Genomic DNA, 20,996 nt, shown 5'->3' with positions numbered 1-20,996 from the left:
GTTAAAGAACTGTGTCGCTTTTAAGACCAATGTTAAATTGCTCTAAGTAAGCATTTGGCGCAGTGCCGTCATACGTCACGCCATCAATAAATTCGCTTTGAGGCGGTTTAAAACCGGTTTCGCTATCAAATTCTGGGAAGTCTTCGGGGTTTGCTTTGCCCTCTGCAATAAGCGCTTTTGCAGCCTTTGCATATACGTCTGGTTTATACACTTTACGAGCAATTTCTTTATACCAATCGTCAGATTTTGGCTGTGCGATTTGCCCCCAACGGCGCATTTGTGTGAGATACCAAATAGCATCGCTGTAATAGGGGAATGTTGCGTTGTAACGAAAGAACACGTTAAAGTCTGGCACATCACGCTTATCGCCTTTTTCATACTCAAATGTTCCTGTCATGCTGTTAGCTAACACCTCTTCATCGGCGCCTACATAGTTGCTGCGAGCAAGAATTTTTACTGCCTCAGGACGATTCGCATTATTATTTTCATCTAGCCACATGGCAGCGCGAATAAGCGCTTTTACTACACGAATATGAGTACTAGGATACTGTTCAGCCCAAGCTTGGCTTACCCCGAATACCTTCTCTGGGTTGTTTTTCCATATTTCATAATCAGTGATAACAGGTACGCCAATGCCTTTGAAAACTGCTTGTTGGTTCCATGGTTCACCCACGCAGTAGCCATGAATAGTTCCTGCTTCCATCGTGGCGGGCATCTGTGGTGGCGGGGTTACTGACAGCAATGCGTCGGCGTCGATTTGCCCAGAAGTGTCGCCTTTATGTGGCGCATAATAGCCAGGGTGAATCCCCCCGGCGGCTAACCAGTAGCGTAGTTCGTAATTGTGGGTAGAGACGGGAAATACCATGCCCATTTTAAAGGGCTTACCGGCTTGACGATATTCATCAACTACAGGCTTTAAATAATCGGCTTTAATAGGATGAACAGGTTTACCTTCTTGGTGAGGAATGTGCGCTTGCATTTTTTCCCACACGTCGTTTGAAACGGTAATACCGTTTCCGTTTAAATCCATACTAAACGCGGTAACTACATGCGACTCAGTGCCAAAACCTATGGTGGCACCAAGCGGCTGACCTGCAAGCATATGTGCCCCGTCTAATTGCCCGTCAATCACCCGGTCAAGGAGTACTTTCCAATTAGCCTGCGCTTCCAAGGTAACGTAAAGCCCCTCATCTTCGAAAAACCCCTTTTCATAGGCGATTGCTAAGGGGGCCATATCAGTGAGTTTTATAAAGCCGAACTTAAGCTCTTCTTTTTCCGGCCAACCCACAGTAGGCTCGCTTTGCGCCATACTAAAAGAGGTACTGACTAACCATGCTACGGCCAGTAGCTGTGTAATCTTTCGGGGTGCTGCTTTTAACCGAGCTATTTTATTTGTGATTGACATATGCGTTCCTCGAAGCCAAAAAAAAACCCACCAGCAAATAATGGATTAGCATTATTTGCTGGTGGGCTTCGTTGCCATGTTCGCTTACGCCATTTATCGATGACGTGCAAACGACTGTTGTATTAAGTTAAGAGGGTGACCTCTTTAAAACCTTAGCGTTTTACGCTACCTCTGAATAAGGGAGAGCGTTTTATTTTTATTCTATAAAGTATAGAGCAGTGTTTGTGCCAAAAATTCAACACATTGACATATAAGCTTTTTTCAAAAAAACACTACTGTGCTGGCAATATAATTGAACAAAAAAAGTGCATCTAGTGCACTGTTTGAGGTCGAAGTAGCAAGAAATTTAGCCCCTGCCCCTGAAAGAGGCAGGGGCTAACTGACACGGTTATTGTGGGCGAAAAGGTAATTGCGTGGCGTTTCTCTCGCGCCACCACGTATTCGCCAACGTAAGGGCTTCTGTAGTAGAGCAATTTTCTAATAAAATGATATAACTGGCCAATGTCGCTATAACAGACTGCGAAGCATAGTTATGCTGTTGACTGCCGCCCCAGAATGCGAGCATATCCTCACAGCACATTTGCTTATCTTTCATCGCCCACTTATCTGTTTGCGGAGGTAATATAACCTCTTGAGTATGGCCATTTCGAGTGATAAATAATTCAGTATCCCGTTCACTGTTAACTTCGGGATCACCGCCATCACCGCGAAAACACAATGCATCAAACGTAGGATAGGCTTCATTAACCCGACAATGTTTGTGGTCAAGGTGCATATGATACACCCCTTGTACGCAAAATTTGGCCAACGTAGGGTTAAGCAAACGGGCAAGCGTATTCGCGCAGGAGCGTAAACCAAAAACCTCACGTAATTTAATTAAGTCGTCTAGTGGTTCAAGCAGATGGGATAAATCAAGGTATGTGGCGCCGTAGGACGCCAACTGTTGCTTTGCTTGGCTAATATCGTTGGCAGCTGATAACCCTAAGGTAGGTAGTGCGGCACTTGCATACAAACGTCCCGAGCCAGGCTCATGGGCACCATGAAGCATGATTGAGTAGCCCTTTTGCGCGAGTACTGCGACCGCGAGTAAATACCAAGGAAGTTGACGCCGCTTACCTGCATAGCAGCCTATATCTAATTGAGGCGCTAGCGTTGCCAACTCTGGCGCTATTAGTTCTCTACACGCATCGACAAAGCCACTAACTTCTTCTGGCGTCTCCTCACGGGTGCGAAGCAACATTAAGAATGCACCGCGTTGCTCGCCGGTAACTTGCCGTGCGAGTACCATCTTCATGGCATGGTAAGCCTCTTCGCGGGTTAAGCTGCGCCCGCCTTTTTGGCCTTTTCCTATTATCTTTATATATTCGCTAAATTGCTGTGACATGGTTATTCGATTGAAGCAGAGATAATGATACGTTCTGCTTTGACTCTACCACTTTTCCAAATACAAGTAACGTAGGTCCTTCAAGGTTTGCTTGCGTTACTTTATTTGGCAAGCTTGCCAATGTACCGGTAATTAACCGTTGGTCTTCGCATGTGGCATTTTCAATTGCTGCTACAGGCCAATTGGCACTTAAGCCCGCAGCTTGAAGGCGTTCAGATAATAGAGCGAGACGACTTAACCCCATATATACCACCACACTTTGCTGTTGCATAACAGCGCACAGTCTCTGCATGTCCGGCCAAGTATCGGGGTCGCTAAAATGGGCAGTGATAAAGCTTACTGCTTGAGAACAACGTCTATCCGTTAGCGGAATGCCGGTGTAAGCTGACATACCCGATGCGGCAGTGATGCCTGGTACGATTGCAAAAGGAATATTGGCTACACTTAAGGCGTCGGTTTCTTCGCAGGTACGCGCGAAAAGTGCAGGATCGCCGCCTTTTAACCGAACCACTGTTAATCCGCTTGTTGCAAGGTCTACCACTTTCTGACAGATGTCTTGCTGGCGCATACTATGTTTGCCGCAACGTTTACCCACAAATTCACGTGCCACATGAGAAGGAATAACATCTAATACCTCTTTGCTTACTAACGCATCGAACAATACAATGTCGGCTTGTTGGATAACTTTTACCGCTTTCATCGTAAGTAAATCAGCATCGCCAGGCCCGGCCCCAACGATAAACACCTTACCAGAAGATTGCTTGCTATCTGCCTGGTCAGCGCCCGTTTTTTTGTTAGTTACATAAGAGGCGACTTTGGCCCAATTCTCCCCCCAATTTTCGCGGCAATACTTATATGCGCGCATTCCCTCAAGGTTAGCTTTAGCAAATAATTGAAATCGTATTGGTAATATATGCATAGTTCTCTCCTCCCTAATCTAGTGACGTCGCAAGGGGTAACGCCAGTTCAGATAAGGTGTCATCTATAATTTCGGTCAACCGTGGTTTGCAAGAACCGCAATTCGTGCCACATTTAAGTTTTGTGCCCAGTGCGTCAAGGCTATGACACCCCGTCTGCACAGCTGCTTGAATGGTTTTTTCCCTTACCTCGAAACAACTACAGACCAACGGGCCTTGCGTAAAAGATTCATCAACCTTGCCGTATAATAAGTTGCTTTGATCCTCTGCGGATAAGGATTGGTTTAACAGGCTATCAACCCACGCATCAGGCACCTGCCAGTGCGGCGTTTCGCTCATACAGCTATCACCAACAGAGAAGTAGGCGCACAACTGGTCTTTATCAGTACAGAAAAATTGCGCGCTATGCGTGTCTTTTCGCTGATAAAGCACCCAATGTTTTGGTATGTTCGCTACAATTGCTGAGATACTTTCGGCGAGTAATTCTTCACATGCAATAGCCCACTTCACGCCATTTTCCAATTGCGTTTTGGCCCAATAGCTAACGCAATCTTGGTTAAAAAGAGGGGCGTCTTCTTCGCGCATACATACCATGCCGTAGGTATTAAATGTCTTCGGCCCAAGGCTTACTGCTGCGTGTTTTAACTCTGGCTGGCCTGAAATGGCATCGGTAGCCGAGGCATACAGTTTGGCTAATTTACTGTGCGAACCCCAAGTGGCAGACCAGTGGATCGGTACAAACAAATCTCCCTTTCGGATACCTTTATCCAGTTTAACAGGAAAAATACAAGGCTCTTCTTTGCTGACAGCGCTTGATAGTTGCGCATAACTATGTTGTTTAATTCCTAACGCTTTCGCATCGTCTGGGTGAATAGTTACTGTAGCATGAGGCATAGCCGCATGGAGCTTTGCGGTTTTGCCAGTGCGTGTCATGGTATGCCACTGATCTCGAGCGCGTCCGCTATTAAGTACATAGGGGTATTGTTTACACGTACGCTGGGTGGGTTGTGCTGGGGTTACGGCAATACAACGTGCTTTACCGTTAGGGGTTGGAAAGATCAGCGAGGAAAAAGGGCGTACACTATGAAGTGTGCCATCATCGCCTTCTTTCAAAGGCCATTGCAATGGGGAAAAATTATCGTACTGAGTCTGACTCATCCCCACTAGGGGCGCTAAATTTAGTAATCGTTCGTTTTTATTTTCACAGGCAGTTAAACGTGCAAACTCATCGAAGATTTGCCCTGGGTGAGAATAACTAAATGCGTCAAGATAACCCAATTTATTGGCTACATCACACATAATTTGCCAGTCGTGTTTGGCCTCGCCTGGCGGTGGTAATATCCCTCGCTGCCGTGACATCCGACGTTCTGAGTTGGTCACCATTCCATCTTTTTCCGACCAACCGGTGGCAGGGAGCGCTATATCAGCGAATGCCAAGGTGTCGTTGGTTGCAACGATGTCAGAGACCACCACGGTATCACATTTACGTAGTGCAGCCTCAACGCGCTCACGATGAGGCATACTCACCACTGGGTTGGTGCCCATTATCCACACGAACTTGATTTTACCCAATGCCATCGCATCGAACATATCCACCGCTTTTAACCCTTGGGTCTCACATAAACTCGGGGCTTGCCAAAATTCTTTCACACGAGTGCGGTGTGCCTCATTTTCAATATCCATGTGGGCTACCAACATATTAGCCAGCCCGCCTACTTCTCGCCCGCCCATGGCATTAGGCTGACCTGTAATTGAAAAAGGCCCTGTCCCTACCCTACCTATTTGTTCGAAAGCTAAATGACAGTTAATAATGGCATTGGCTTTATCTACCCCTTGGGAAGACTGATTAACGCCCATGGAATAAAAAGTAACCGCACTGGGGGCTTGACTAAACCAGGTGAAAAAGGTGCGTACATCTTCGATATCTAGATCACAATACTGTGCCACGGCAGATAAATCCCAAGGCTTCGCTGCGGCTATCGCGGCATCAAGGCCTTGTGCGTAGGTGGCCACTCGAGCTGAGTTAATCTGTTTGTTGCTATGCGCATAACGTAGCAAGCCGTTAAATAGTGCCACATCAGAACCGCCTTTAAGCGGTAAATGTAAATCGGCGATGGTACAAGTTTCAGTTTTACGAGGGTCTATAACCACCACTTTCATAGTGGGATTTCGCTGTTTAGCGCGCGCAATCCGCTGAAAAAGTACGGGGTGTGCCCACGCTGTATTACTACCGGTTAAAACTAATAGGTCGGTTGTTTCTATGTCGGTGTAATTACACGGAACCACATCTTCGCCGAACGCTCTTTTGTAAGCTGCAACAGCAGAAGACATACATAACCGCGAGTTGGTATCAATATTTGCGCTACCAATAAATCCTTTCATTAATTTATTAGCGATATAATAGTCTTCTGTTAGCAACTGGCCTGAGACATAAAAAGCAACGGCATCCGCACCAAACTGTGCAATTGTCTGTGATATTTTGTCGGCAATAAGGTTAGTAGCCGTGTCCCACGCTACCTTCTCACCTGCTACAGTTGGGTGAAGCAAACGTCCCTTAAGGTCGTTTGTTTCTAGCAAGTTCGTTCCTTTCACACACAGGCGACCATGATTGGCGGGATGCTCTGGGGTACCGGTAATCTTGTCCAGGGAAACGGCTCCCCCAGTTACGTTGCAACTGATATCTACACCACATCCCACACCACAATAGGGGCAGGTAGATTGCCTCATTTGTTGCCTAGTTAGCTCTGGGGTTGGTGTAGTCATATTCATCCTATTTATTCTCAACAAGCTGGTAAACGTACTACGCAGCAAGATTTCTCGCTGCTATGTGCCTTACTTACTCAATGGCAATTTGAAGACGGTCGCCTTCTCGTCGCACTTTATAGGCGATGACACTTACATCATCGCGTTCTAAGCAGCGCCCGGTGGTAAGCGAATAGTGCTCTTTGTACAAAGGTGAGGCGACCACGATTTCTTCCCCTACCGAGCCAAGTAGACCGCGATAAAGCACGTTTGCTTTACCAACAGGATCCCAATTACTGATAGCAAATATTTGCTGTTCACCTTTAATGTTAACGGTAAAAATAGCCACCTGTTGGTTATTCACGAGGGCGCAAATGCCACTATTTTCGACCAGGTCCTCCAGACCACATAGATCACACCATTGTGGCGCGAGTTGGGTTGTTGCTGTCATTGTCTTCTCCCTGTGTTAAACCAGTTCAACTGGAATGGCTTTATTGCTACCTAACTTTTTCTCCATCTCAGTTGCCGGGCGAACTTGCCCGCGCTCTTCAACAAACTGGATATTGGCATCGGTAGCTTGGCTGTTTACAAACTGACGGAATCGTTTGCGAGACGCTTCGTTTTCAATGGTGGTTTTCCACTCACACTGATAATTTTCAATCACTGTGCTCATTTGCGCTTCTAGTTCTTGGTTAATATTAAGGGCATCGTCGATGACCACTGATTTAAGGTAATCAAGGCCGCCTTCTAAGTTATCCATCCACACGGAGGTACGCTGGAGTCGATCAGCGGTGCGAACGTAGAACATGAGAACCCTATCTATGTAGCGAACCAGGGTGTCGGTATCTAAGTCGGTGGCAAATAAATCGCCATGCCTTGGCTTCATACCACCATTACCGCACACGTACAGGTTCCATCCGTTTTCGGTTGCGATAACCCCAATGTCTTTACTCTGTGCTTCAGCACATTCGCGGGTACAGCCAGAGACTGCAAACTTTATTTTGTGAGGGGCCCGCAAGCCTTTGTAGCGATTTTCTAAATCGATGGCCGTTTTTACAGAATCTTGTACGCCGTATCGGCACCAGGTACTACCAACACAGGATTTTACCGTACGTAATGCCTTGGCATATGCGTGTCCAGTTTCAAAGCCGCCCTCAACCAAGGTTTGCCAAATTTCCGGTAAGGTTTCAACGCGTGCACCGAATAAATCGATACGTTGCCCGCCGGTAATCTTGGTATAAAGGTTATATTTCTTGGCTACCTCACCTAACAAAATAAGCTTATCTGGGGTAATTTCACCGCCGGCTACCCGGGGTACAATGGAATATGTACCGTCTTTTTGCATGTTTCCTAAGTAGATATCGTTGGTATCTTGCAGCGGTAGGTGTTCGTTTTTGAGAATATAATCGTTGTATACGGACGCTAAAATTGACCCTACAGCCGGCTTACAAATCTCGCAGCCCAGTCCTTTACCATGGCTTTCAATAAGCGCCTCGAAAGAGCGAATACCATTAACTTTTACGATATGGAAAAGCTCTTGACGGGTGTAATCAAAGTGCTCACACATTGCCTTGGAGACTTCAACACCACGCTTTTCCAGTTCGCTATCTACCACGTTTTTAAGCAGTGCCGTACAGCCTCCACATCCGGTGCTAGCTTTAGTCGCGCCTTTAACATCGCCTAAGCTACAGCACCCTGTATCAATAGCTGAAACAATGTCGCTTTTAGCGACGTTGTGACAAGAACAAATAGTGGCGGTAGCGGGTAGCGCATCGGCACCTAAAGAAGGGGCCGCATCGCTGCTAGGAAGAATTAAGCTTTCAGGTTGTTCAGGTAACGCTATGTCATTTAACGCATACTGTAATAGGGTGTCGTAGTCGCTGGTATCGCCCACCAGTACCGCCCCAAGTACTTTTTTCTGAGCGCCATCTACAACCAGTTTTTTGTACACACCTTCGGGCTGATTGAAGTACGTATAGCTCTGTGCGCCAGGCGTACGTTCGTGGGCATCACCAATGGAGCCCACTTCTACCCCCATTAGTTTCAACTTCGTGCTCATGTCGGCACCTGAAAATACCGTATCGCCGCCGGTTAAGTGGCTTACCGCTGCCCTTGCCATAGTGTAACCGGGTGCCACTAGGCCAAAAATACGATTTTGCCATAACGCGCACTCACCAATTGCATAGATATCGGGATCTGACGTAACACAGTGATCATCAATCACAATACCACCGCGCTCACCGAGTTGCAGATTGGCCTTTTTCGCGAGCTGATCAGAAGGACGAATACCGGCGGAAAATAAAATCATATCGGTTTCTAAGAAGGTATCATCGGCAAACACCATGCGATAACGTGCCTGGCGACCTTGCTCAATAACTTGCGTGGCTTTTTGGGTATGTACGGTTACCCCAAGGTCTTCAATTTTATCTTGCAGTACTTGCCCGCCAGTGGAATCTAACTGGACTGCCATTAGTTGCGGAGCGAACTCGACTACATGGGTTTCAAGCCCCGCTTCTTTTAGTGCGTTTGCGGCTTCTAAGCCTAATAGCCCCCCGCCAACCACCACACCGGTTTTACTTTCTCTCGCTGACGATTCAATGGCTTCTAAATCATCAATGGTACGGTATACCAAGCAATGAGGTTGGTTATTGCCTGGTATGGGAGGAACAAAAGGGTAAGACCCTGTTGCTAAGATCAGTTTGTCATAGCCATAGCTTGTGCCCGCTTCGGTAACAACCTTTTTTTCTTCGCGAAGAATATCGCTCACCATAGCATTGGTGACGAACTCTACGCCCCATTCACGATAGGTGTCGGCATCAGTAAGTGCTAAATCATCTGCGCTGGCGCCACTGAAATAGGAAGATAAATGTACCCTGTCGTAGGCGAGACGCGACTCACCACACAACACAGTAATTTGAGCGGCTGGGTGGTTTTGATGTAGTTGCTCCACGAAGTGGTGCCCCACCATGCCGTTACCTACAATTAGAATTCGATTTTCTGATGTCAGAGATGTCATGGTCTCTCCTCTATATTCGGGACAAAAAAAAGCCCGCACCAACCAAAAGTTGGAGCGGGCTTCTTTGCCTATCTAACGCTATGATTATGGACTAATCACAACTCACACATTATTTTGAGCAGAATGCTCTACACACATTACACATACATTAGTTCTATATCCAAGATCAGTGCCATCTGCGTAACCATATGATTTTAATCATATTGTAAAAATAAATAGTGTTTAACATCCGAATATATGCACCAAAGAAAAGCAAGTGTGGCATTTCCTGGTGCATAGACATCAGTCAGAATACATTAGGCGAGTTTGTCAGTAGCTACACGATAACGAGGGTCTTCATTTACGTTAATCTCAACATACTTATCTGCTTTGCGTAACAAACAGCGACACTCATCACTAATATGGCGTATATGTAGCTTCTTGCCTTGTTGTTCATATTTATCGGCCAGTGTATCTAATGCATCTACGCCGGAAGAATCCCAAATACGAGACTCTTTGAAGTCAATCACCACATCTTCTGGATCATTTGCAATATCGAACAAGTCTTTAAAGTGCGTAATCGAGCCAAAGAAAAGCGGCCCTTCAAGCTCATAAACTTTCCAACCGTCATCATCAATATGACTTTTCACCTCGATATGACGCGCATGCTTCCAGGCAAACACTAAGGCCGAAACAATCACGCCCACCACAACTGCAATCGCTAAATCGGCAATAACAGTTACCGCGGTGACAAGGAAGAGAACGAATGCGTCTTCTTTATTAACACCACGAATGATGCGGAACGAGGCCCACTCAAAGGTAGCGATAACCACCACAAACATTACTCCGACTAACGCCGCCAGTGGGATCATTTCAATCAAAGGGGCTGCGAAAAGAATGAAACCAAGCAGCACCAGTGCGGCAGTAATACCGGATAAACGGCCACGACCGCCTGAGTTAATATTGATCATACTTTGGCCAATCATGGCGCACCCGCCCATACCACCAAAGAAACCATTCACGGTGTTTGCAACGCCCTGACCAACACATTCTTTATTTCCCCGTCCACGGGTATCGGTCATTTCATCAATAAGTGACAAAGTAAGTAGCGATTCAATAAGACCTACTAAGCATAAAATGATTGAAGTGGGCAGCACTATCATTAAGGTTTCCCACGTAAACGGCACCATTGGTATGGCAAAACTAGGCAGCTCTCCCGCGAGGGTTGCTTGCGCCTTTTGATCTGCGGGCAATAGATCTCTTACAAAATCAATAACGGTACGTGCTTCCAAATCGAGCCCATGCACCAATGCAGTAACAGCGACTATAGCCACCAAAGACGCAGGAACCGCAGTCGTTAGCTTGGGAAGCAGGTAGATAATTGCCATGGTTAAGGCAACCAGTCCTAGCATCCAATACAGCATGGAGCCCTGCATCCAGGTTACTTCGCCCATGGCATTAAGCACCTTAAATTGGCCGAGTTGGGCTAAGAAAATAACGATGGCTAACCCATTTACAAACCCCAACATAACAGGGTAAGGCACCAAGCGAATAAACTTACCTAGCTTAAACACGCCGCACATAATTTGCAGTAACCCGGCAACAATAACCGCGGCGAATAGATACTGAACACCGTGCTGGGCGACAAGAGCAACCATGACAACAGCCATCGCCCCCGTGGCGCCTGAAATCATCCCCGGACGCCCACCAATTGCAGAGGTGATAAGCCCCATCATAAAGGCAGCATATAACCCAATCATAGGTTCTACACCAGCCACGAAGGCAAATGCCACGGCTTCTGGCACCAATGCTAAGGCAACAGTAATACCAGAGAGCACGTCATTTTTTACGTTGCTATCTCGATTCGTAATTAAATCAAACATGTTTTCTCAGGAGTTAAAAATTAAAGTTAAGACATCGCTTGTTCGGTTGAGGAGATCAACCGTGACCAACGGGTCTGTGGAATTTGCTGGCGATTCTACCACCATTTATAGGGGAAATCTTTTAATAGAGTGTTAAGCATTGTTGCTTTTTCAACCACGAGCTTCGCAAACCTCGCAATATGTGCAGTGGCGCACTGTTTAACTGCGCTGTCTTCATTTATCACCTAAACGCGTTTTAGCAACGAATTATTTGTATCAGGCTGACAATTTGTTCTATACGTAGCATCGTATATTAATACTATGACGACCCGTTCGTACTTTTTTACTTAATTTATCCCATGACTCATAAGGAGTAACAGTGGTCCCTTATATTCTTACTATTTTATGCGTGCTTGTAGCGGGGGCCATACATTGGATGGCGCCAAAAGCCTACTGGAAAGCGACGCTTACATCTACAGTGGTTATTTTGCTGTTTTCTATTACCACCTTATTTATTTTTCAGGCGTCTGGCATGCTTATTAGCGAACAGACTGGGGAAAACGCAGATTTCTCTGGCAAGCTTATGACAATGACAATATTGATGGCCTTTTTTGGTTTCTTAATCTCATTATTTGTAGGTTGGTTTCTTCGCGTGGTACGTCACTAAGCAGAAAGCGCGCAGTATGGCATTGCACCATTACTGCGCTTCGATGGGCAGCGGCCTCCTAACGTTGCACCAAACTGGGAAAACACGTCGACACCGCCCTCCAACACCCTTACAAAAAACAAATAATTTCAACAAGTTATATTACAACTAACGGACTTCAATTAGGGCATACCCATTGCTTGTTGTTTACTATTGGTCTTAACAGATGCAGTTATATCACCACGCGGTATTGTACGAGACACTCTCTTACTACACGTATCGCCTAATGATGTATCTACCTTTACCGTTTGAGATAGATTGGGTTCGTCATATGCTCACCGACAGCGACACACCACCGGCTTCACATTTAAGCGATGTGACTAAGCGTTTTCTCTTGGCCGCAAAGCACGCTGAAATACATGTATTAGAACAGCTTTCGAGCAACTGTCGCATTGTTATTGCGGTGAAACATGTGGTTCACGCGTTGCAACGAGAACGGGGGGCAAGCAATATTTATATTGCCTCGAAGGGAACACGCTTCGCCGCCCAACGTAACACCCATATTCAGTCGGCTATTGCAGCAGAAGATAATTTACGCAGTCAACTTAAGTCGCTTTTTCTTACCAATAAAACCGTTGATGGGAATCCGCGTCTGTTAAGTAGCGTAACCTTAGCACTGCAAGGTATTGATTACTTACCCGTACTACGAGATAAAATTTCATCGCTATCATTGTCAGCGCTAGAGTCTACTCGGGCATACTGTCGCCTAGTGGCCGGGTTATTAACGGTAATATTTGAAGCTGCGGATATTGCCAGTGACCCAACCATCACTCGTATGCTCGTTGCCTTGTTCAATTTAATGCAAGGTAAAGAATATGCTGGACAAGAGCGTGCGTGGGGCGCCATTGGGTTTGCAGAAACCCATTTTGATACCCGCCTTTGCGATAAATTGAGTACCTTACAGCAAGCCCAACAACACCATTTCTCTGTATTTAATGAGTTTTCGACAAAGCCACAACGTCAGTTACTCGCGCAATTAGATAGCAGCCCCGCCAGCCACGACGTTATGCAGTTACGTAATATGATTGCTCAGTTAGCCGATGGCAGCCCTATCGCGCCTGAAATTAGTGAGGTGTGGTTTGATGTAGCCACACGTCGTATTGATGCAATGGAAGACATTGAAGACACACTTACGGAAGGTTTAGTGAAAGCGGCAAAGCGTAAAGTTACTAACGCACAAGAGGAAATGACTAACCACCAGCGCCTTATTGAAAGTTTTTCTGATGAACATGTTCCTGAAGGTTCGCCCCTTACCCTTTTATTTGATCCTAGCATGCCAGGATTAGTCGATGATCATAGCCCGCACATTAACGGGCATGAATTGGACACACAGGCAGAGGCGTTATCGGCACACCGTTCATTTTACGATTTACTTCAAGGACAAGCGCAATACATAAAAGATATGACCAAAGAGTTAGAGGACGCGAAGCGAGCCATTACCGAACACAAGCTTACCGATAGGGCAAAACTTATTTTAATGCAGCAATTTCAGCTAAGTGAACATGACGCTTATCGCCGATTGCAAAAGCAAGCAATGAATGAGAATGCCAGCTTAGCAAGCATTGCGCAAAAAGTAGTAGATATAGCGCAACAATCTCGCCCAAAATCTGCAGCCAAATATCGAGGTTAATTACTTACGCCGAATACGCAACCGTCTTTGCCACTTTATTAAGAAGAAACAATACGCTAAAAATGCTCCGCCACCCAGCCACCCGGCTAAAACATCTGTGGGCCAGTGCACCCCAAGCAATACACGACTACAACCAATTAAAAACACTAAAATGGCAGCCACCGCATATCCCCACACCTTTACGCTTAAGGTATTCACTCGATGCGCCAATAAGCTGGCCAAATAGAAATACACAATGGTGGACATCATAGCGTGGGCGGAAGGGAAGCTTTGGGTGTACACATCAACATCGTGTTGCGATACCGGCGGACGTGGCCGATTAATACCATATTTAAGCGCAAAGGTAAGCGCTAAACCTATTATTACAGTAAACACTAGCGCAGAGGCCAGTTTCATGTTGCCTTGTAACTTATAGCCTAATGCCACAGCAAAGGTAATAAACAGCAACACACTATTGCTGCCCAACGCAGTCGCATCACGCAAAATATCTTGTTGCCAGTCGCTCAACGCAAATTGCATTAAATAACTACGCACCTGGCTATCAAAGCCAGCTAAAACGCCCATAGATTCAAATAGCATTAACAGCAGAAAACCACCACCTAATAACACTATTTGTACAGTGGGGGTTTCAAGAATTTGCGCATAAGCCCTAACAGTGCCCTTCTCTTCCATGTTTTCTTGTGCTCCTTAATCGCGTTATTTGACCGGTTGTTTAGCCCTGTTTGCTACCGCCAAGACAGGCCGGAGATTTCATGGCCTCTGCGCCCCGTTTTTGCCACTCCTGCTCGGTATAGGTATGCAGTGCCAACGCGTGCACGGGGCCTTTAAGCGCTTCATCTAATAACGTATTTACTTCTAGATGGCGAGCAATGAGGCGTTTACCTTCAAACGTATTAGAGACTACAGTAACCTTAAAATGACTTTGTGCCCCCTCTGGCACATTATGCATATGGCTTTCATCTAAGACATCTAAAAAAACGGGGGATAATGCATCTTTAAGGGTGTTTTCGATAAAATCTTTAACGTTCATTAATGACTCGGCTACCGTATGATTAATTTTCGATAAGTGAGATTTATTCTATCACCAATTGGTTTTGCCGTCTTAGCTATCCCGTGTAAATAATGACTTTGGGTACTGCCTTGCATCAACAGTAAGCTACCGTGCTCTAATACCTGTACGTAGCGCTCACCGGTTTCTTTGTGTTTTAATACAAAGGGGCGCGCTGCGCCTAACGTAACCGAGGCGATAACAGGGTTGGGGCCCAATTCAGGTTCATCGTCTGAATGCATACTCATGCTATCTTGCCCATGGCGATACCAATTGGCCAAAACACTATTAAAATGAACGTTGCATTCATCACGGCATTTGTCTCTAATTGCGATAAGCACTTTAGTCCAAGGCGCCGGGCTTAACGACAAACCAGAGTAGCTATATAGACATTCGGGGTCTCCATGCCAAGACTGTAAACGTGGAATGGGGATTGTTTTGCCAAACATCCGCAAGCTGTCTTGACGCCAAGGTAAATCGTGCTCTAAAGAATTCTTATAAAGGTTGGCTTGCTCTGGGGATAGCCATTGCGGATAATAGCGTACTTGAGCTTCCGGCAAAGGAAGCGTTATGGGTGATTTCGCGACTTTTTCGTTATTCGAAAACAGTGGTAATTGCATAATACCCGACAACCTTAGATAGCATTAACATGAACACAGAATTTATACTGGCAGACCGCCAGTTTACCCTAATTCGTTACCCACAGAAGCATCAACACGTCAGTTTACAGGCGTGGGATAGTGCCGACGAATTACTTATAAGCCACGTTGAGGCTGCGTTAAGCGAAAAGCCCTTAACCGGCCCCATGCTTATTTTTAATGACGATTTTGGTGCCTTAGGTTGTTGGTTTACGCAATATAACCCCATTTGGATTTCCGATTCCTATATTGCATTGCGTAGTTTACGTGAGAATTTAATCCTAAATAACGCCAACCCTGACGTCACTGCCGACGGGGCAATAACATCTGTGGTGAAAAGCCTCACTAGTGTGGAGAGTTTATCCATAAACACGCCTACTGCACCAGATATGATTTTAATAAAAGTGCCAAGGACCTTAGCGCTTTTAGAGCAACAACTTATTGATATAAAAAGGGTAGCAACGGCCAGCACCCGAATTATTGCAGCGGGAAAAGTAAAAAACATTACCAAAACCGTACTAGGCCTGTTTGAGAAGGTTTTAGGAAAGACAACCACATCTTTGGCAAAGAAGAAGTCTCGCTTGGTTTTTTGCCAAATGGATGAAAAGAAGGCAGAAGTGACGTCTCCTTATCCTACTACGTGGCCGTGTACCCTACCCACGGGGCAAACAGTACAACTGGCAAATTTGGCCAATGTGTTTTCGCGACAATCCCTTGATATTGGCGCACGCATTATGCTTCCCCACATGACGGTAAGCAGTAATGACGTGGTGGTAGATTTAGGTTGTGGCAACGGCGTATTAGGTTTACAAGCGCTATCCATGGCCCCAGATTGTAAGGTTATTTTTGTTGATGAGTCGTTTATGGCGGTAGAAAGTGCCAGACTTAATGTGCTCAACAACTTTCCCGATAAGATTGACCAGTGCGAGTTTATTGCGAGTAACTGTTTAGAAGCCTTATTAGAAAGAACAGAACGCCCAGCCGTTACTAAAGTACTTTGCAACCCGCCCTTTCATCAACAAAATGCCATTACCGATCATATTGCTTGGCAAATGTTTCAAGATGCCAGAGATTTGTTAGTGAGAAGTGGCCATTTAATTGTTGTAGGTAACCGCCACCTTGAGTACCACATTAAATTGAAGCGCCTATTCGGTGGGACTAATATCATTGCCAGTGACAATAAATTTGTTATTTTGGGAACAGCTAAACGTTAAGGAGCCCAGTATGTTTAAGAAAATCATTTTCGCGCTGTTTTTTAGCAGCTTAACGGTAAGTACAAGCGCATTAGCGGCGAAAAAAAATGATGGCTCACATATTCAGCCAGACAACTATTACCCCCGGGTTAAAATAGAAACCACTATGGGTGATGTGGTGGTAGAACTCGATAGACGCCGAGCGCCTATTACGGTGAATAACTTTTTGCGTTATGTTGATAAACGCAGTTACGAAGATACTATTTTTCACCGCATCGTTCCTGGGTTTGTTGTGCAAGGTGGCGGTTACAATACGGATTTTGATGGTAAGTCTAACTTCCCCGATATTTTTAACGAGTCGGGCAATGGGTTAACCAATGATTTATACACCATTGCCATGGCGCGCCAAAACGAGCCGCATAGCGCCAATCGTCAGTTTTTCTTTAACGTGAACGATAATGAAAGCTTAAATCCAGGCCGCGATTGGGGTTACGCGGTTTTCGGAATGATTGTTGAAGGCGAAGATGTGGTCGATGCCATGTCGGAAGTAGAAACTGAATACTCACTTAGGCTAAGTGCGAATAACGTTCCAATTGAGCCCATTGTTATTAAAAAGGTTACTGTGTTACCGCCGTTGTAACCCCTATTGAAACAAGCGGCGTTTGTAGCAAGGCCGTATTAAATGTAAACGAGGGCAAGCGCTTTGCGCTTGCTCCTCTTGCTTTATTTTTGAGGGTTTACGTTGTTAACGCACCGCTACTGGTCTAGTGAGTCAGCATAATCTTGCGCTTGTTGCAGCAACCTTAGCGCGTTATTGCCCCAAATATCAGCTAAATCGTCTTTACTATAGCCCTCAGCCAACAAGCGCTCGGTAATTAACGGTAGTGCTGCCACATCCATCATACGCTCTACACCACCACCGCCGTCCCAGTCGGCGCCTACGCCGGTATGTTTAGGCCCGGCCACCTCAAGAATATGTAGAAAGTGTTCCATATAATCTTCGAACGTGGCACGTACCGCAGGGTGTTCTAAATCAATTTGCTTGCGTTTGGCTTTAAGCGCGGCTACCTCTTCAGCGGTCATATTGGCAATATCGCCCATTTGTTTAAATAGCACGCCGTAAGCTTTGCTTCGTTCAGGGTCGCTAGGTAATTCGGTTAAGTAGGAGCCATACGCATTAACGTGAATAACGCCGCCACTTTCTACCAACTTTTTAAGTAGGCTATCGTCTACATTACGAGGGTGATCGTAAATGGCTTTGGTACCCGAATGGGACAATATGATCGGCGTTTTTGACAGCGCAATCATATCTTCCACCAGCGCATCATGAGCGTGAGAGCCATCCAACACTATGCCCAATTCATTCGCCCGCTTAACCAATTTTTCACCTAGTGGAGATAAGCCATCATACTTAGGGCCTTCAGGGTCAGTGGAGCTATCGCCAAACTGGTTATTTTTAAAATGCACTGGACCAATCATACGTAAGCCCATTTTATAAAAGGTGTCTAACAAGCTCAGGTCTTCACCTAGTGGATAGGCGTTTTCCATACTTATATAAACAATCTTTTTACCTTGTGCGGCAATGTTTTTCGCATCTTCTGGCTCTTTCGCTAATGCAAACGTATCTGGGTGAGAGGCAACCATTTTGTGAATAGCCATTGCACGTAGCAAAGCCGTATCTCTGGCCGCTTCAAAGCCCTCTTCATCGACCGGGCCCTGGGGGGTGTAAATTACCCAAAACCCACCATCTAGGCCCCCCTCATCCATACGCGGCACATCAACTTGCGAAAAATCATCACTGTAGGTGTGCGCGTGCATTATATCGAAGCCCGGCTGAACAAGCAGCGCTGGCGTATCAAGGTGGGTGTCCATAACTACCAGCGAGTCATGAATCTTACTAGGGTCAGTGGCTGCCCAACAAGGGCTTAACGAGGCCGCGACTGTTAGTGCGCATAACGAACGCGTTAACTGTTTAATCATTTAAAAATCTACCGTAAGAGTTGCTTGGAAAGTTCGTGGGCTAAGAGGGCGTCCAAAGGATGAGCCGGTAAAGCCAAAGGACATAACTTGTTTGTCGAACAGGTTGTCCACATTAAAACGTAAGCGCATATTTTCGGGCATTCCAAAATTGTTAGGCCCCCCTATATCTACGTAGGCTTGCGCCACAAGATAGCTTTCAAGCTCATAGGTTTCGTTGAAATCTGTATAGCGGGTATCGGTATACTTTGCTGAAAGATTAGCCACCAACCATTCCGTCGGTTCGTACGTCACGCCACCGGTAACAAGCCATTCAGGGCTATCGGGAAGCTGACTACCGGCAGGATTACTGTCGAAACCATCTACTAGTTCTGCTTTCTTAAACGAGGCATTCGCGTTGAAATAAAGTTTGCGATCAAATATTTCAGGCTGGAACACGCCACTAAATTCAATACCATAAGCCTTTGACGCCCCCGCGTTAACATAAAATGTTTCTGGCTGCTGGGTAGCTGGATTAATAACACTGCTTGCAACTAAGCGGTTATCAAAGCGAGTATAAAATAGGGCTACTGCGCCGTTATAGGTTTCGCGGTTTGTACGAAAACCAACTTCATAGTTATCTGCCTCTTCGCCTTCTGGTGCTTCTGCATCAAAACCCACTGCGTTATCAAATATATCGTCAGTACCTGCTGGCAGCGCGAAATTTTGCGCCACGGACGCAAAGAGCTGATCGGTATCATTTAACCGATATACCGCCCCCACCATAGGAAGAAAGTTATCGGTATATTCAGCTTCAACATATTGCGGTCCATAACCTGGCTCACCATCGATTTCGTAATCGTCATAATCACGATAACCATCAAGAGAATAATCTACCGAAAGAGATTTAAAGCCTATTTCAAGCAATAAATCGTCGTCCATCAACGAAAAGTTATCTTTAATATATAGCTGGGTTGTCTCTCTTACCGCAGTATAATCGCGGCGATAATAAGCCACTTCATCTTCTATTACCGCGCCATCAGCACTCCCCCCTGTTTTATTGTAACGGGCTTGTGTACGGTTATAGGTATCGTCTTCTATCCAGCCACCAAACTCAATTCTATGCTCGCCTAGAAACCACGTAACACCTGCTACTATGCCATCGCGATCGCCACCCACAGTGGATAGCCCGTATTGCACACCGCGTGGATGAACCACATCAAGCCCAGCGGCAGCCTGATCGGTGTAAATACTTAGCGTATTAGTATAGCTATCTGGTGACACACCATAGCCATCTTTAGACTCGTGATAGGCAGTAACGTCAAGTTGCATTTCCTCGGTTAAATAGGTACCAAAGCCCAATGAATAAAGTTTATCGTCACGGATATTAATGCGGTCTTCGTAATAACTGGTGCAGTTTGATCCGGTAAATACGGGGGTAAAATCACTATCATCGATAGTGCCGTCGCCATTAAAATCATACACACCAGTCTCTGCGCCTATACACCCTTCTGGAATACTATCTGCGTAACTGTAATAGTAGTCATCTTCAAAGGTTGACGCAGCGGCGGATGGCGAGTCGTAGTCAAAGAAATCGTTTGATACATAGGTGGCACTAATGTAACTACTGCCAAATTCATATAGCGCTTTTCCCTCAATATGTTCACGGTCGATGGTACCTGGCCCACGCCATAGTTCAGAGTCGGTTTTAGAGCGACTCACATACGCCTTAAATCCATCAATGTCTCCGGTTTCCAACTTTACGAAGGTACGCTGTAAATCAAAGTCACCGGCAGTAATAGAAACCATACCGCCCATTTCATCAGAAGGACGCACAGTGGTGTATTCTGCAATGGGTCCAAGTGATGCGTAAGTAGGGGCTGATACATCGCCGGCCCCAGGAGAAGCAATCACTGCACCTAAGTTCTCATTATCCACATAGCGGAAAATTGGACTCCCGCCAAAGGCATCAGAACGTCCCATCGGAATTCCATCAAGTACAAAGCCCATCTGGCTTAACTGGAACGCGCGTACCTGCACAGAGTTACCAAATTCGTAGAGCCCTAACGCTCCATCGGTTTGCACATTAAAACCCGGTAAACTTTCTAGCATTTTAAGCCCTGAGATCCCCGATGGCGCTGAAAGTAGTTCCTCTCGGCTAACGGCCAATGTATTGGTGGCCTCATCGGTTCCAATGGCAATATCACTTTGCGATACCCGCCGTCCGGTTACTACTATTTTTTCTTCAGTTTTTGCTTCTGTGTCTTCGGCTGATTGCGCCTGAACGTGTGTGGTAAGTAATATTTGGCTTATAGCGCCCGCTATAATAGAAAAAGTGAAGGGCTTGAATGTGCGTTTTGTTGTCATGGTTTTTATTATCTCAGTCAGGTTGATATTCCCGTATGGGTGGACCTTGTTATTATTCTGCGCACTTCCCTATGCGGTGCGGTGTCTACACAACACATTCAACAGGCATACCAACACGGGAAGCATTCATAAAAATTGAGATAAATAAGCAAA

Annotated in this window: 16 protein-coding genes; 4 read left to right on the top strand and 12 right to left on the bottom strand. The window is 45.8% G+C overall.

All coding sequences use genetic code 11. The features are described from left to right. Nucleotide 1: 1 nt before the first annotated feature. The 7 genes from GTH32_RS10090 to GTH32_RS10060 form a co-directional block, all read right to left on the bottom strand. Nucleotides 2-1,309: a CmpA/NrtA family ABC transporter substrate-binding protein gene (locus GTH32_RS10090; RefSeq protein WP_246223223.1), complete on the bottom strand. Its 1,308-nt coding sequence runs from the start codon at nucleotides 1,307-1,309 to the stop codon at nucleotides 2-4. Nucleotides 1,310-1,793: 484 nt separating this feature from the next. Further along, nucleotides 1,794-2,789, bottom strand: coding sequence for a glycosyl transferase family protein (locus GTH32_RS10085; RefSeq protein WP_163085333.1), 996 nt, complete (start codon nucleotides 2,787-2,789; stop codon nucleotides 1,794-1,796). Then, nucleotides 2,773-3,708, bottom strand: a complete 936-nt coding sequence (cobA, locus tag GTH32_RS10080; protein ID WP_163085332.1) for a uroporphyrinogen-III C-methyltransferase — start codon at nucleotides 3,706-3,708, stop codon at nucleotides 2,773-2,775. The genes GTH32_RS10085 and cobA overlap by 17 nt, the downstream gene beginning before the upstream one ends. A 13-nt stretch (nucleotides 3,709-3,721) precedes the next feature. Then, nucleotides 3,722-6,469, bottom strand: coding sequence for a nitrate reductase (locus GTH32_RS10075; protein WP_246223216.1), 2,748 nt, complete (start codon nucleotides 6,467-6,469; stop codon nucleotides 3,722-3,724). 73 nt (nucleotides 6,470-6,542) lie between these two features. Continuing rightward, nucleotides 6,543-6,899 (bottom strand): nitrite reductase small subunit NirD, encoded by a 357-nt coding sequence (gene nirD, locus GTH32_RS10070; RefSeq protein ID WP_163085328.1) that lies wholly within the window; start codon nucleotides 6,897-6,899, stop codon nucleotides 6,543-6,545. A 15-nt stretch (nucleotides 6,900-6,914) separates the two neighbouring features. Next, nucleotides 6,915-9,464, bottom strand: a complete 2,550-nt coding sequence (gene nirB, locus GTH32_RS10065) for a nitrite reductase large subunit NirB (RefSeq protein WP_163085326.1) — start codon at nucleotides 9,462-9,464, stop codon at nucleotides 6,915-6,917. A gap of 296 nt (nucleotides 9,465-9,760) precedes the next feature. Further along, a complete protein-coding gene (locus tag GTH32_RS10060) occupies nucleotides 9,761-11,326 on the bottom strand; it encodes a SulP family inorganic anion transporter (RefSeq protein WP_163085324.1) in 1,566 nt (521 codons plus the stop codon). A gap of 358 nt (nucleotides 11,327-11,684) precedes the next feature. Here GTH32_RS10060 and GTH32_RS10055 point away from each other — a divergent pair, with 358 nt between their 5' ends. After that, a complete protein-coding gene (locus tag GTH32_RS10055) occupies nucleotides 11,685-11,972 on the top strand; it encodes a hypothetical protein (protein WP_163085322.1) in 288 nt (95 codons plus the stop codon). Nucleotides 11,973-12,282: 310 nt separating this feature from the next. Beyond that, nucleotides 12,283-13,641, top strand: a complete 1,359-nt coding sequence (locus GTH32_RS10050; RefSeq protein ID WP_163085395.1) for a nitrate regulatory protein — start codon at nucleotides 12,283-12,285, stop codon at nucleotides 13,639-13,641. On the opposite strand, the gene GTH32_RS10045 is transcribed toward GTH32_RS10050, so the two are convergent. From GTH32_RS10045 to GTH32_RS10035, 3 genes are read right to left on the bottom strand one after another with little or no spacing between them, the layout of a single operon-like run. After that, nucleotides 13,642-14,313 carry a phosphatase PAP2 family protein gene (locus tag GTH32_RS10045; RefSeq protein WP_163085320.1) on the bottom strand — a complete coding sequence of 224 codons (672 nt, stop codon included), beginning with the start codon at nucleotides 14,311-14,313 and terminating at the stop codon, nucleotides 13,642-13,644. It lies immediately after the preceding gene. 40 nt (nucleotides 14,314-14,353) lie between these two features. Next, complete coding sequence (locus GTH32_RS10040; protein WP_163085318.1) at nucleotides 14,354-14,671, bottom strand: BolA family protein; 318 nt, start codon at nucleotides 14,669-14,671, stop codon at nucleotides 14,354-14,356. An 11-nt stretch (nucleotides 14,672-14,682) separates the two neighbouring features. Further along, nucleotides 14,683-15,309, bottom strand: a complete 627-nt coding sequence (locus GTH32_RS10035; protein ID WP_163085316.1) for an alpha-ketoglutarate-dependent dioxygenase AlkB family protein — start codon at nucleotides 15,307-15,309, stop codon at nucleotides 14,683-14,685. A 29-nt stretch (nucleotides 15,310-15,338) separates the two neighbouring features. Between GTH32_RS10035 and GTH32_RS10030 the strand changes: the two genes are divergently transcribed. Continuing rightward, nucleotides 15,339-16,541 carry a methyltransferase gene (locus GTH32_RS10030; RefSeq protein ID WP_163085314.1) on the top strand — a complete coding sequence of 401 codons (1,203 nt, stop codon included), beginning with the start codon at nucleotides 15,339-15,341 and terminating at the stop codon, nucleotides 16,539-16,541. A 10-nt stretch (nucleotides 16,542-16,551) separates the two neighbouring features. After that, nucleotides 16,552-17,160 (top strand): peptidylprolyl isomerase, encoded by a 609-nt coding sequence (locus tag GTH32_RS10025; protein WP_163085312.1) that lies wholly within the window; start codon nucleotides 16,552-16,554, stop codon nucleotides 17,158-17,160. A 116-nt stretch (nucleotides 17,161-17,276) separates the two neighbouring features. On the opposite strand, the gene GTH32_RS10020 is transcribed toward GTH32_RS10025, so the two are convergent. Further along, a complete protein-coding gene (locus tag GTH32_RS10020) occupies nucleotides 17,277-18,500 on the bottom strand; it encodes a dipeptidase (RefSeq protein WP_163085306.1) in 1,224 nt (407 codons plus the stop codon). Next, entirely contained in the window at nucleotides 18,501-20,843 is a 2,343-nt protein-coding gene (locus tag GTH32_RS10015; protein WP_163085304.1) for a TonB-dependent receptor, read from the bottom strand. Nucleotides 20,844-20,996: the final 153 nt, after the last annotated feature.

The organism is Alteromonas profundi, assembly GCF_010500865.1.
In the GTDB taxonomy this organism is placed as follows: Bacteria; Pseudomonadota; Gammaproteobacteria; order Enterobacterales; family Alteromonadaceae; genus Alteromonas; species Alteromonas profundi.
The sequence above is the reverse complement of the archived record's forward strand: the minus strand, read 5'-3'. Positions and strand labels throughout refer to the sequence as shown.